The sequence below is a fragment of the Lactiplantibacillus plajomi genome, from assembly GCF_005405405.1.
In the GTDB taxonomy this organism is placed as follows: Bacteria; Bacillota; Bacilli; order Lactobacillales; family Lactobacillaceae; genus Lactiplantibacillus; species Lactiplantibacillus plajomi.
This window is the reverse complement of the sequence record NZ_BJDZ01000009.1, coordinates 50780-64655: the sequence shown is the minus strand read 5'-3', so window position 1 is coordinate 64655 and position 13876 is coordinate 50780. Positions and strand designations below refer to the sequence as shown.

Sequence of the window (13876 nt, the reverse complement as noted above, 5' to 3'; positions counted from 1 at the left end):
TTTCTAAAACTTATGTGCTTATTATACCAAAGTCACTAAGAACTGACCAAAAAGCAGACGACTTTAACGACAACAAAAAGGGACTGGAACGACATCCAACCCCACTTTGTGCGCCTATTTAAGGCTTATTCAACCGAAATCAAGAATGGGTAAACCGGTTGGTCCCCTTCATGAATTTCAATTTCTAATTCACTATCTAAGTCTTGAACCTTAGCTGCTAAGGCGTCGGCGTCCGCCTTGGTAGCGTCTGCGCCGTAAATGATCGTGACTAACTCACTGTCTTCGTCGAGCATCGCTTTAACCATGTCTAAGGTCGCCGTTGCCCGGTCCGGATCAGTAATCACGATCTTGCCATCAACTAAGCCCATATAATCATCTTTTTTGATTTCCAAGCCATCGATGGTCGTATCACGAACGGCGTGGGTCACCTGACCACTAATGACCGTATCGAGCGTATCTTCCATCTCGGCTTGATTAGCAGCCGGATCCGCTTCCGGATTGAAAGCTAACATTGCCGTCAAGCCTTGCGAAATCGTCTTAGTATGAACAATTTCGACCGGGATATCGGCAACTTCCGCTGCTTGTTCCGCTGCCAAGAAGATGTTCTTATTATTTGGTAACACCAGCGCTTTTTCAGCACCACTCGCGTTCACGGCGTCAACAATGTCCGCCGTGCTAGGGTTCATCGTCTGACCACCCGCGATGATGTTCGTCACGCCCAGACCCTTGAACAGAGTGGCAATCCCGTCACCGGAAGACACGGAAATCACAGCGTACCCGTGCATGTCGATCTTCGGTTGCGCTGGTTCGGCCGGCGCGACCGGGGTTGCTTGCGCCGTTTCTTCCTGGTCGTGTTCCATGATGGTTTCTTGTTGTAACCGCATGTTGTCGACCTTAACTTTGATCAACGCCCCGAAGCGTTGGCCCCAAGTCATCACGTCACCGGGATGTTCGGTGTGCACGTGGACCTTGACGATCTCATCATCGTTGATCACCAAGAGGGAGTCCCCTAACTTAGCTAAGTAGTCGTAAAACGTCTGATAATCGAATTGATGGTCGACTAACTTACCGTCACCGATGCGCACCATAATTTCGGTACAGTAACCGTACTTAATGTCGTTCGGGTCTAACTTACCCTGAACACTCTGGTGGTGGGCAGCGTCAATCATCGAATCCATTTCGGCGTCGTCGGGAACGTAGTCCTGGGTCTCGTCAACCCGGCCGTTTAATGAATCGTTAAAGGCTTCTAATACGAAGGTTAACCCCTGGCCACCGGAATCAACGACCCCAACCTGTTTCAAAACAGGCAACAGGTCCGGCGTTGACTTCAACGCAGCTTCGGCAGCGGTAACGACCTTATCCATGACCACACCAATATCATCCGTCGTCTTGGCGGCCTTTTTACCGGCACCCGCTGCTTCACGAATTACCGTTAAGATGGTCCCTTCCGTCGGCTTCATAACTGCCTTATACGCGGTTTGCGCACCGGCAGCAAAGGCTTCGGCAAGGTCGTTGGCATCCAACGTATCCTTACCGGCAACGTTCTTAGAGAAGCCGCGGAAAATCTGCGACAAAATAACCCCCGAGTTGCCACGGGCTCCCATTAATAGCCCTTTGGCAAGTGCTGACGCTAAGTCGCCAACCGCGGTACTGGTTTCTTCCCGCTCGTACTTAGCACCACTCGCCATCGAAAGGCTCATATTCGTCCCCGTATCGCCATCCGGTACCGGGAAAACGTTCAAAGAATTAATGAATTCGGCGCGTTGGTTCAGTTTCTGCGACGCAGCCTGCACCATTTTGCCAAATTCAAGATTAGTAATCGTGGTGATTTTCAATTTCAAAATTCCTCCTTGGCTTCCACCAATTTCAATTAGTCGTTCATTACCCGCACACCTTGGACAATGACGTTGACCGAATTGGCCGTAACGCCAAGCATGTTTTGCAAATTGTATTTGACCTTGGCTTGGACATTGCGTGAGACTTCTGAAATCTTCGTGCCGTAGCTGACGATCACGTTGACGTCAATCGCCACCCCGTTATCTTCTTGACGGACGACGACGCCCCGCGCATAATTTTCGCGGCGTAAAATTTCATTTAAGTTATCACGGATCTGATTGCGACTAGCCATGCCGACAACCCCGAAGTTTTCCGTTGCGGCACCACCAACGACGGTAGCAATCACGTCGTTATCGATATCGATCGTGCCGAATTGCGTTTTGATTTTGACAGCCATGAAAATAGCCTCCTTGTTTTAACGCGTTCATTTACGATAGTTTATCATAGCACAACCCGGGTTGAAAGAAAAATTAAGCGACCAGTGCTCTAAAGCCCGTAACACGGGAATTTAGCAGTAAAGTAAAATTACTTGATAGAAATGTATTGCAACCTGTGGGGAACTATGATAAATTATTCTAGTGAATGATAAAGCAACGACCTTTTATCAATGATTACCGAAGGAGGCAGATCAACATGGCAAAAGACTACGTTACGGGCAAACGGACGCACTTTGGTAACACGCGTTCCCACGCCTTAAACCACAGCCGCCGCAGCTGGAAAGCTAACTTGCAAAAAGTTCGCATTTTAGTTGATGGTAAACCAAAGAAGGTTTGGGTTTCAGCTCGGACTTTGAAATCAGGTAAAGTAACGCGCGTTTAGCGCACTAATTCGTCACTACATTTTTTGTGGGTGGCGTTTTTTTTATGCCCAAATTTCCGGTTGACCACCCCACTTTTTATAAACTTTATAATGGCACCCTAAAAGCCGATTCTCCCCGCACGGGAAAATCGGCTTTTTTTAACAAGTTAATCTTTACTTTGAATCACCGCCAGCACGCCCTGATCGAAACTAACGTGCCCGCTAGTCCCGACAAATTCGTTACTGGCCCACGAAATTGGGTAGTCGTGGTAGTCAGCTTGCAGCCGATACTTCTCATCCGGCAACGTCAGGTGCATCGGCGTTAGCGGAACGAACGCCAGGTAGCGCTTATCGGCTTCCTTTTTAATCCGGTAGTCGCCCGGTAAGTAGTACCGTAAGCTATTCTGCTTATCAATCAGCTTGATTTTAGGCGCCCACTGGCGGAAAAACGGGTCGAGCACTAGCCACACGTTGGCCAGTAAGTGGTCTAACCGTCCGCCAGTCGCCCCGTAGACGTGGACTTCATCAGGGGCTAGCTGTTCAAAAATCGATTTAATGGCTAACTGGGTGTCGGTGTGGTCCTGATCCGGCTTAACGATCACCGAACCGGCTAAAGCTGCTTTAACGGTCGCTAACTCGGCTTGGTTAATCGAATCAAAATCACCGACCACCATTACCGGCTGAATCCCCATTTTAACCAGTCGCAGTGCGCCACGGTCGGCACCGACCCACGATCCGGGAATTTTGGCTAAGTCCGCCGGCCAGTCCGCGGTCGGGCCACCAACCAGCAAATTAATAATCTCCATTAGTTCGTCGCCACTTTTAAATCTTGAATTCTGGCAGCCGGTTCAGGACTGTCGTAAACGTAGGAACCCGCAACGGCAACCGTAGCACCGGCATCGTAGCACGCCTTAACCGTTTTAGCGTTGATTCCACCGTCAACTTCGATATCAAAGTGATAGCCCTTTTCCCGCTTAATTTCAGCTAAGCGACTAATCTTATCGACCATTGCCGGCAAGAAATGTTGGCCACCAAAGCCGGGGTTGACGGTCATCACTAACACCTGATCCACGAGCGGTAACACTTCGGTGATCATGCTCAGCGGGGTCCCAGGGTTAATGACGATTTCCGCCTTAACTCCGGCCTCCTTGATCAACTGTAAGGCGTGATAAACGTGTTGGGTACTTTCAACGTGAATCCCGATCAAATCGGCACCGGCCTTCGCAAACCGTTCCACAAAGCGTTCCGGTTCCACAATCATCAAATGGCAGTCCAACGGTAAGGAAGTCACCGGCCGAAGATCCGCCACGGTACTCATCCCAAAGGACAAGTTGGGGACGAACTGCCCGTCCATGACGTCAATGTGCAGCATGTCCGCACCCGCCTGTTCAGCCATTTGAACGTCCCGTTGTAAATTAGCAAAATCAGCACTTAAAATTGAAGGCGCAACTTTAATCATATGTCTCACTCACTTTTTCTTATTATAGATAACTTTTTTATTTTTAATCGTTTCATAGAATTGTAAGTAATTATCATAACGACTTTGAAGTAACGTCCCCGCGGCTAACGCGGCCTTGACCGCGCACTGCGGTTCGTTGATGTGCACACAGCCACGATACTTGCAATCAGCGGCTAACGCAACGAATTCTGGAAAGTAATGTGTTAATTCGTTAGCAGCAATGTTGAAAACTTCGTAGGACGAAAAGCCTGGTGTGTCGGCCACTAAACCGTCAGCAATCGGAATCAAACTAACCTTACGGGTCGTATGTTTCCCACGGTTAAGCGCTTGCGAAATTTCACCGGTCGCGAGATCCAATCCCGGCTGCAAATGGTTCAGTAGCGTCGATTTACCCGCCCCGGTCTGACCCATGACGACCGCCACGTGGTTGGCCAACGCTTGGCGAAGTGCGTCCAACGCCGTGGCCGAAAAGGCGGTCCGATCCATGATTACCTGGTACCCGATTTGGCGGTAAGCCGCCGCTAACTTGGCACGTTGCGCGTAATCCGCATCCGTTAATAAGTCGGTCTTGGCGAAATAAATCACCGGTTCGATGCCCGCAACCGCTAAGGCCACTAACTGGCGGTCCAGCAAGTTCGTCGAGAACTCTTGCGGGGTCGTCGCCGTCACCACGATTGCGAGGTCCACGTTAGCAACTGGTGGTCGCACCAGCTGCGTCGTTCGTGATAATACTTTCAGTAGATAGCCCTCTTGTGGCGTTGTACTATCAAATTCCACTTGGTCACCGACCAGCGGCGTAATCTTTCGTTTCCGAAAGTTGCCGCGAGCCCGAGTCCGGTAGAGTTGGCCATCGGCGTAAACGTCGTAGAAGCCACTTAATGATTGTCGAATTTGTCCAATTTTCAAATTAGCACCACCTTATTTTCAATTTGGTACGGTCCGCTTTTGGATATCTGTTCCTATTGTACCAAAAAAGTCATGCCTAGGCATGACTTACTACTTTAATTTGTTGCGTCTTCACTCGTAATTTTACTTTTTTCACTAATCGTGACCCCGTTACGGACGATTCGGTAGCGGCCGGTCGCCTTACCGGTCAATTGGAACGGTAAACTAACCCGGGTATCGTGATTGATCGACAGGTCGCGGTAAACCGTCGTCAACACGTGCGAGTCGTCCTCTAAATAAATCTTCACGTTATTCGCCTGAGTACCGCTCGTAGCCAGTGCTTTATACGGCAACGTTATTTTAACATAAAAGTTACTAGGTGTCCCGATTCCTAACGGCCGGTCACCCTGCGACATCATAATCGTGATGCCACTACCGGCACGAACGTTATTACCACCATCCGGTGACTGATCGTACGAGTAACCCTTTTTCTGCTCGCTCGAGTAGCCGCGTTTAAAAGTCACGTTCAAGCCGTTATCAGCCGCGTAAGTTTCAATATCCGACTGACTTTCACCAGTCAGATCCTTTAAATCCACGTACTGGTTACCCGCACTGACCGTGAACGTCACCGTCGTGGCCGTTGGTAACACCGTGCTGCCAGCAGTCACGTCCTGACTTAAAATCTGGCCGGTCGCAACGTCGGAAGTGCTGAAGCGTTCACGCACCGTAAAGCCTTGTGCCTTCAGCGATTTACGCACTTCCCCGTAGTTTTCGTTCACAAAGTTACCAAAGCTCATCTTTTTGGCCCCACTACTAATCACCAGGTCAATGCGTGAGTGTTTAGCCACCTTGGCATTCTTCGCTGGCGTCGTTTTTACGACCTCGTTTTTTGCCACCCGGTTACTCTTTTGCCGCGAAATTTTTCCCACGGTTAAGCTGTGCTTCGCCAGTGCCTGAGTCGCAGCGTTGTGGGTCATCCCGGTAACGGTAGGCACCGAGGTCATTTGTGGTCGGCTAAGGGTTAAGCCAATCAAGACCGCCGCCACTAGCAAGAAAATAACGCCAAAAATCATTAAGATCCGGCGCCTAACCGGGTGGCGCTTGGACCAGGAGCGTTTCGGTAGCGGCGTGACCGTATCATCCGCACTGGCCGTCGTTGTTTCGGCAGGTTTTGCCGGCTCGGGATCCCGCGGCAACGCTTGGGTCGCGCCGTCCTGATTGGCCGCAATCGCCGCCTGAATATCGGCTTTCGGCATGATCTTAGTCTCATCGTTACCGACGTCTGCCGGCACGTAGCGGCGCTCGCCAGCCCGGGTCGTCGACAAGGTCGTCAGTAGATCCGTCGCCATGTCTTCCACCATGGCGTACCGTTCCCGCGGATCCTTAGCCGTGGCCTTTAAGACCACGTTTTCTAGAGCCTGGGGAATGTCGGCGTCAAAGTCTCGAACCGACGGGATCTCACTTTGAAAGTGCTTCAACGCAATCGACACCGCGGTCTCACCTTTAAACGGAACCGAACCGGTCAGCATTTCGTACAAAATGATCCCTAAGGAATAAATGTCCGATTGTTTGGTTGCCATACTACCGCGGGCTTGTTCCGGCGATAAGTAATGTACCGAACCCAAAATCGTGTTGGTTTGGGTCATCGAATGTTCCGATAAGGCAACGGCAATCCCAAAATCAGTAATTTTAGCGTTACCGGCCTCATCGATTAAAATATTTTGGGGCTTTAAGTCCCGATGAATGATGTTATGCGCGTGCGCGGTGGCGACCGCACTTAAAATCTGCTCCATAATATCAATGACTTGCTGCAATGGGAGTGGAAAATGCTGCTTGATGTAATTCTTAAGGTCCATTCCCTTAACGTATTCCATCACCAGGTACTGCATGCCATTTTCTTCACCCACATCGTACAAACTCACAATGTGCGGGTGCACGAGTTCCGTGGTGGCCAGAGCCTCCCGCTGGAACCGTTTGATTGTTCGTGGATCATCACGCAAGTCTAATCGTAAGAGCTTGACCGCAACGTCGCGGTCTAAAATTAAGTCGTGCGCCAAGTAAACGTTAGCCATCCCACCTTCACCTAAGGACCGGACGATTCGGTACCGTCCGCTAAGGGTATAGTTGGGTGTCATTTACCGGCCACCTCGCCATCTACCGCTACGATCAGTGCGGTAATATTATCAAAACCACCGGCAGTGTTGGCCATCTTGATCAGCGTTTCGCACTTTTCGGTGGCGGTTTGGTGCTGGTCGGCTAACACCTTGGCAAGTTGGTCATCAGGAACCATGTTAGTCAATCCATCTGAACATAACAGCAACTGATCACCAAGTTCCATTTTAAATAAACTGGTATCGATATCCGCATCGGGAGAAATGCCCACCGTCCGGGTAATAATATTTTTTTGCGGGTGCTTGCGAGCCTGTTCTTCCGAGATTTCACCACGCTTGACCAGTTCGTTCACCAGTGAATGGTCTTCCGTTAACTGGTGCAACGCGCCGTTGCGGAATAGGTAGCCACGACTGTCACCGAGGTTAGCGACTAAAAACTGGTCGTCAAAAAGTAACGCCGCCACCATCGTGGTTCCCATGCCGTTCAAATCGGAAAATTCACGGGCCTTTTCGATGATGTGCTGGTTTTCATCCTGAACTTCGTTGGACAGCCACTTGACCGCGTCTTCCGGCTGATCAAAGTGGGTGTTTTCAAAGCGGTACCCCATGTGCGAGACCGCCATTTCGGAAGCGACGTCCCCACCCTGGTGGCCGCCGATACCGTCTGCGACAATCGCAAAGTTGATTCCCGCTTTATTTTGAAATACGCCGACATAGTCTTCATTTTCTTCACGTTGTTGGCCAATATCCGACCGGTATGCAAAATCCACTGTTAACCACTCCACCGTTATTTTTTTCGTAAACAAGCAATGAAAAAGCCATCGGACAAGTAATCATCTGGATAAATCGTTAACGTCCGCGTCTTGCGATCCGCTTTTAAGTGATTTGCCGTTGGCGTTGTCAACAACTCGAAATCGGGGTGGCTGGCCAAGAACTGGTCGATCACGTCCTGATTTTCTTGTTGCAAAATCGTACAAGTGCTATACGTCATGATACCACCTTTTTTAAGCGTTGGCGCGCAGGCGGTCAAAATTGCCAGCTGAATCTTTTGGAGGTTCAAGCTGTCACTCAATTGTTTTTCGTACCGAATTTCCGGTTTACGCCGGATCAAGCCGATTCCGGAACACGGCGCGTCGACTAAGATGCGGTCAAACGAAGCCGGCTTAAATTCCGTCGCCACTTTCCGAGCATCTAACGCCGTTGCGGCTACCCGGTCCGCAACGTGTAAGCGGGCCGCGTTTTGGCTGATCAACTTGACCTTCTTATCATGAATATCGAGGGCAACGACTTCACCGCCCTGTTCAGGATCCAGCGCCGCGGCAATTTGCGTCGTTTTACCACCCGGTGCGGCGCAGGCGTCCAACACGTGGTCACCAGGACGCAGGTCCATGGCGGGAACGACGAGTTGGGCACTTTCGTCTTGCACCGTGAACATGCCGTAACGCATCGCCTCGGTATTGATGGCCTGACCGTCCGAAGCAACTAACCCTAACGGCGACACCGCACTGGCTTCGACCGTCAGCCCGGCGTTAACTAGCGCGTTAGTCACGTCTTCAACCGTTGAAACCGCCGGGTTGACCCGTAGCGACTGCTTAGCCGGTTGGTTAAGTGACGCTAAAATACTGACCATCTTGTCCGCACCCAGCTGCCGGCGCAATTCTTCAATCAGCCACTTCGGCATACTGTAAGTCACACTAAGCCGTTCATCAGCGTCTTGGATCGCGTCAAATTTCGGTAAACCACTGCGGTCCATCTGGTGCAGGACACCGGTCACGAAGCGGCGAATCCCGGGGTGGCCCTTAACCTTCGCAATTTCAATCGTTTCGTTAAAAACCGCCCGTTGCGGAATTTTATCTAAGTACTGCCACTGGTACAGCGCACTCAGCAGTAGTTCGCGGACCCACGGATCTAACTTCCCCGGGTGGCGCACAAACGGTGTTAGCCAGTATTCCAACGTTAAGCGGTGCTGGATTACCCCGTAAACCATGTTCGTCAATAAGTTGATATCGCGCCGGTCCATTTCGTGATCATTGATCAACTGGTTCAGTTGAAGGTTTGAATAGGCGCCGTTTTTAATTTTTGCTAAAGCCGTAACCGCTAACCAGCGGGGGCTGTTGCCAACTGTACTCATTTATTAATAACCTGCTCTCCGGTGGCGAACTTGTCGGCCGCCCCATTTAAAAAGTCCGTGATCGTCATTTGTGGCTTGCCGGCCGGCTGCAACTTATTAATTGCTACGGCTGTGCCGTCAGCTGCGGCAATCACCAGTTCGTGCTTCGTCTTACGGACGACTTGGCCTGGTTGCTGACTAACGGTTTCACTCAACGGGGTCACGTCCCAGAACTTGGTCCGCTTACCGTCCATCATCGCGTAGGCGATTGGAGCCGGGCGCATCCCGCGAACCTGGTCATCAATCTGGCTGGCCGTCTGGGTGAAGAAGTCCAGTTGTTCCTGGTCGGGCTGAATGTTCGGCGCAAAGGTCACGTCCGCTTCATTCTGAGGCGTTGCGGTCACCTCACCGGCAATTAATTTTGGCAACGTTTCTAGTAGTAAGTCGCGGCCGACCACGCTCAGTTTCGTGAACATCGTCCCGGTATCGTCGTCCTTTTCAATCGGGATCGCCCGTTGTGCCAACATGTCACCGGCATCCATTTTCTTAACCATGTAAATGATGGTGATGCCAGTTCCGGCTTCACCGTTAATAATTGAATATTGAACCGGTGCACCCCCACGATATTTTGGTAACAGTGAACCGTGAACGTTAACGGCCGCAAGCTTAGCCGCCTTTAATAGCTTGGTCGGTAGGAACTGGCCAAACGCTGCCGTTACAATCAGGTCCGGTTGTAAGTCGATCACCCGTTGCATTTCGGCACTACCACCGATTTTTTCTGGTTGTAAGACTTCGATACCGTGTTCAACGGCCACCTTTTTTACCGGTGACGCCGTTAAAACGTGCTTCCGGCCAACTTTACGGTCGGGTTGGGTAACCACCGCAAGTACCTGGTACTGTTCCTTGATCAAACTTTCTAAAATGGGCGCCGCAAACTGCGGGGTCCCCATAAATACGATTGATGTCATTGATTAGTTTCCTCCGTACATTTCCTAATAATTTTCGTTACATAAAGTGTAGTGGCTCCACGTCGATACTGATTTGGAGCCCCTGCCGCTGCTGTACCTGAGTTTCTTGTAATAACGTACTCAAGGTGCTGGCAAGGTTGGGCTCGCGCTTATACTTCAACACCATTTGGTAGTAGTAGCGCCGGTTGACCCGCGCAATCGGCTTCGGTGTTGGTCCTAAAATCAACGTGCTGGGCGTCAGTCGTGGTCGCAACCACTGCAATAACTGGTACATCCGTTTGGCCGCCACCGCTTCGTCCAGGTCACTAGCGGTAATCTGGACGGTGAAGTAATACGGTGGGTAACCGCCCTGATGACGCATCCGCATCTCGTACTTAAAAAAGCCTTCGTAATCGTGGTGCTGTGCGAAGCGGATCGCGTAATGGTCGGGGTTGAACGTCTGAATGTAGACGTGCCCGGCCTTTTCCGCCCGACCGGCCCGGCCACTGACCTGGGTCAGCAGTTGAAAGGTCCACTCACTCGCCCGAAAATCGGGTAAGCCCAGGGCGGTGTCGGCATTCAGCACCCCAACCAAGGTAACGTTGGGAAAGTCCAACCCCTTGGCGATCATCTGGGTACCGATCAAAATATCGGCATCGCCGCGACCAAACGTTGCTAACAGCTTTTCGTGCGCACCCTTCTTACGGGTCGTGTCGTTGTCCATCCGAATGATGCGGGCGTCGGGCAGTAAGTCGCGGAGTTCTTCTTCAACTTTTTCCGTTCCGGTACCGTAGTAACGAATCTGACGACTATGACAGTTCGGACAGATCCGCGGAATCGCCTCTTCATGGCCACAGTAGTGACACTTCATCGTGTGGGTGTCCATGTGTAATGTCAATGAAATGTCGCAATTCGGGCACTTCAATACAAAGCCGCAGTCACGACACAGCACGAATGAAGAGTAGCCCCGCCGATTCAGCATCAGGACACTCTGTTCATGGCGCTCCAAGCGATCCTGTAACGCCACCAGTAACGGTGCCGAAAAGTTACTTTCGGCGTGTTGCTGCATTTCCTTTTTCATGTCGATAATTGACACCGCCGGCAGTGGCCGCTGGTTAACGCGGTCTTTTAATACCAACCGCGAATAAACGCCCTTTTCCGCCCGCGCCCGGGTCTCGAGCGATGGCGTGGCCGAACCCAGAACGACCGGACAGTGGTGGTAGCGACTCCGCCACAACGCAACTTGGCGCGCGTGGTAACGCGGTGCGTCGTCTTGTTTATACGAGCTTTCATGTTCTTCGTCCATCACGATTAAGCCGATGTTCGTTAACGGTGCGAACACCGCGGAACGCGCCCCAACAACTACCTGGGCTTCGCCACGCTGAATCCGGCGCCACTCATCGTACTTTTCACCGTTTGACAAGCCACTGTGTAACACCGCAACGGCGTGGCCGAAGCGCCCCTTGACCCGCCGCACCATTTGCGGTGTTAGCGAAATCTCGGGTACTAACATTAATGCCGTTTTACCGGCCTTCAACGCGGCCGCCATCGCTTGTAAGTAAACTTCAGTTTTCCCGCTACCGGTGACCCCTTCCAATAAAAAGGTGGTCGTGGCCGGCGCGTCGATGGCGGTCACGATTTGATCCACGGCGACCCGCTGTTCATCGTTTAAGGTTAACGGCTTAGTCGCCTGAATGTCGCTGTCGGCGTACGGGTCGCGGTAAACTTCCTCGGCGACCCGCGTCAACCAGCCCTTCTTTTCACCACTGCGAATCGTGGCGTCGCTCACATTGAAGCGCCGGCTGAAGATTTTTTGCGTCAAGGTCTCCCCGTTCAGGGTCGCTAGGGCCTTCAGTAACGCCAGCTGCTGGGTTGCCCCGGCGCGCACCGTGGTTTGTGCCGTTGCGAGTTCCGCCGGTGTTAACGCCGCTTTGACGGCTAGTTGGGTCTTCCGACGCGCCTGATTTTTAACTTGGTAATAGACGTCGACTTCCCCCGCTTTTTGCCAGCGCATGAGTTGGCTGACCATTTGCGAATCGGTCGCCACGGTCTCAAACGAGACGCTGGACGCATCGCCAAATAGTTTTTCTCGAACCGCGGGACTGGTCTTATCGGTGGCCCGCAGTTGCTTTTCGTACTTCGCCCGCATGACCGCCGGTAGCATCGTCTGCGCACAGGTGATTTGAAACGCAAAGGTACTCTGCGCCAACCACGCCGTCATGGCCAGTGCCTCGGTATTCAAAACCGGCGCCAAGTCCACGACGGTGTCGATTGCCTTCAAATCACCATCGAACGTTGATTGATTGGTTAAGTTCACGACAAACCCCTGAACGCGCCGCTTGCCCCGCCCGAACGGGACAATCACCCGCATACCGGGTTGTACCTGCGACTGCCAGGCCGCTGGAATTAAATAAGTATACGGCCGGTTAGTTTGCATCGTCGGCACGTCTACGATAACTTGTGCAATTTGGGCCACACTGGTCTTCCTCTCTTATGATAATGCCTTAGTGACGCCACGCCTGGTCTGCAACCACCGTCTCTAAAATGGTTCGCGCTACCGCCAATTTTGATTGCAGCGGCGTTTTCACGGAGTCCTGCCCCGGACGTAGTAACGTCACCTGATTCGTATCACCGTTAAAGCCGACCCCGGCTTTCGAAACGTCGTTGGCGACCAGTAAGTCGACCTTTTTACTGGTCAACTTCCGCTGAGCGTTGGCTAATAAATGCTGGGTCTCAGCGGCAAAGCCGACAACGTACTGGGTCGTTTTTTGGGGCGCTAACGTTTTTAAAATATCCGGCGTTTCGGTCAATTCAATCGTTAAATTGGCATGATTGGCCGGTTTCTTGATTTTTTCATCAGCGGCATTGACCGGCCGGTAGTCCGACACGGCCGCAGCCATCACCAATAAATCCGTCGTACTAAACCGCGCGCTGACCGCAGTCAATAACTCAGCGGCTGAGTTGACCGTGACCATCTGGACACCAGCCGGCACCGGCAAGTGGGTCGGCGTACTGATCAAGGTGACGGTCGCGCCCATTTCACGCGCTGCCTGGGCAACCGCGTACCCCATCTTGCCAGATGAACGGTTGGAAATGTAACGGACCGGATCAATGGCTTCGCGGGTACCACCAGCGGTCACCAGCACGTTTTGTCCGCTCAGCGGTAACGCGGGCGTTAATTGAATCAACTGATCCGTTAACCACGCGACGATTTCCGCGGGTTCCGGTAGCCGGCCGCGACCAGCGTAGCCTTCCGCTAATAACCCGGTCGCCGGGGCCATTACGTGAAGCCCGTCCGTCGTTAACTGGTCAAGGTTGCGCTGGGTCGCCGGGTTGGCGTACATGTGCGAATTCATCGCCGGAATTACAAATTTAGGGGCAGTCGTCGCTAAAATCGTCGTCGTGGCCGCATCGTCGGCCAGTCCGTTTGCCACTTTAGCAATCAGGTTGGCAGTCGCCGGGACCATCACCAGCGTCTCCGTCCAGTCCGCCAGCGCCACGTGAACCACGTGGTGCGGGTCACTGGTCGTAAACTCATCCACTACGACCGGCTGACCGGTCAAGGTTTGAAAAGTCAGCGGCGTAACAAATTCAGTTGCGTGGGCGGTCATCGCCACGCGCACCGTTGCCCCGCGCTTCATTAACTGTCGAATCACTAATAACGCCTTATAACTGGCAATACCGCCACTAACTACGACCGTTACGTGGCGTTCATTCCAAATATCCACTG

Annotated in this window: 12 protein-coding genes; 1 reads left to right on the top strand and 11 read right to left on the bottom strand. The window is 52.0% G+C overall.

Annotated elements, in window-relative coordinates; genetic code table 11:
• Nucleotides 1-125: 125 nt before the first annotated feature.
• Both FFM82_RS05420 and FFM82_RS05415 read right to left on the bottom strand, forming a co-directional pair.
• Nucleotides 126-1835 (bottom strand): DAK2 domain-containing protein, encoded by a 1710-nt coding sequence (locus tag FFM82_RS05420; protein WP_137644852.1) that lies wholly within the window; start codon nt 1833-1835, stop codon nt 126-128.
• Nucleotides 1836-1870: 35 nt separating this feature from the next.
• Nucleotides 1871-2233 carry an Asp23/Gls24 family envelope stress response protein gene (locus FFM82_RS05415; RefSeq protein ID WP_137644851.1) on the bottom strand — a complete coding sequence of 121 codons (363 nt, stop codon included), beginning with the start codon at nt 2231-2233 and terminating at the stop codon, nt 1871-1873.
• Between the two features lie 236 nt (nt 2234-2469).
• On the opposite strand from FFM82_RS05415, the gene rpmB reads away from it, so the two are divergent.
• Nucleotides 2470-2655 (top strand): 50S ribosomal protein L28, encoded by a 186-nt coding sequence (gene rpmB, locus FFM82_RS05410; RefSeq protein ID WP_003638622.1) that lies wholly within the window; start codon nt 2470-2472, stop codon nt 2653-2655.
• A 146-nt stretch (nt 2656-2801) separates the two neighbouring features.
• Here rpmB and FFM82_RS05405 read toward each other — a convergent pair whose 3' ends face one another.
• The 9 genes from FFM82_RS05405 to coaBC form a co-directional block, all read right to left on the bottom strand.
• Nucleotides 2802-3440: a thiamine diphosphokinase gene (locus tag FFM82_RS05405; protein ID WP_137644850.1), complete on the bottom strand. Its 639-nt coding sequence runs from the start codon at nt 3438-3440 to the stop codon at nt 2802-2804.
• On the bottom strand, nt 3440-4093 hold the full coding sequence (gene rpe / locus FFM82_RS05400) for a ribulose-phosphate 3-epimerase (protein WP_137644849.1): 654 nt from the start codon (nt 4091-4093) through the stop codon (nt 3440-3442). Before rpe ends, FFM82_RS05405 begins: the two co-directional genes overlap by 1 nt.
• 9 nt (nt 4094-4102) lie before the next feature.
• Complete coding sequence (gene rsgA, locus FFM82_RS05395; protein WP_137644848.1) at nt 4103-4999, bottom strand: ribosome small subunit-dependent GTPase A; 897 nt, start codon at nt 4997-4999, stop codon at nt 4103-4105.
• 95 nt (nt 5000-5094) lie between these two features.
• On the bottom strand, nt 5095-7113 hold the full coding sequence (gene pknB, locus FFM82_RS05390; RefSeq protein ID WP_137644847.1) for a Stk1 family PASTA domain-containing Ser/Thr kinase: 2019 nt from the start codon (nt 7111-7113) through the stop codon (nt 5095-5097).
• On the bottom strand, nt 7110-7859 hold the full coding sequence (locus FFM82_RS05385) for a Stp1/IreP family PP2C-type Ser/Thr phosphatase (protein WP_137644846.1): 750 nt from the start codon (nt 7857-7859) through the stop codon (nt 7110-7112). Before FFM82_RS05385 ends, pknB begins: the two co-directional genes overlap by 4 nt.
• Nucleotides 7860-7876: 17 nt before the next feature.
• Complete coding sequence (gene rsmB / locus FFM82_RS05380) at nt 7877-9220, bottom strand: 16S rRNA (cytosine(967)-C(5))-methyltransferase RsmB (RefSeq protein ID WP_137644845.1); 1344 nt, start codon at nt 9218-9220, stop codon at nt 7877-7879.
• Nucleotides 9217-10167: a methionyl-tRNA formyltransferase gene (fmt, locus tag FFM82_RS05375; RefSeq protein WP_137644844.1), complete on the bottom strand. Its 951-nt coding sequence runs from the start codon at nt 10165-10167 to the stop codon at nt 9217-9219. The genes rsmB and fmt overlap by 4 nt, the downstream gene beginning before the upstream one ends.
• Nucleotides 10168-10204: 37 nt before the next feature.
• Nucleotides 10205-12622 (bottom strand): primosomal protein N', encoded by a 2418-nt coding sequence (gene priA, locus FFM82_RS05370; RefSeq protein WP_137644843.1) that lies wholly within the window; start codon nt 12620-12622, stop codon nt 10205-10207.
• A 28-nt stretch (nt 12623-12650) separates the two neighbouring features.
• The gene (gene coaBC / locus FFM82_RS05365) at nt 12651-13874 is read right to left on the bottom strand and encodes a bifunctional phosphopantothenoylcysteine decarboxylase/phosphopantothenate--cysteine ligase CoaBC (protein WP_137644842.1); all 1224 of its coding nucleotides are present in this window, start codon (nt 13872-13874) and stop codon (nt 12651-12653) included.
• Nucleotides 13875-13876 lie beyond the last annotated feature (2 nt).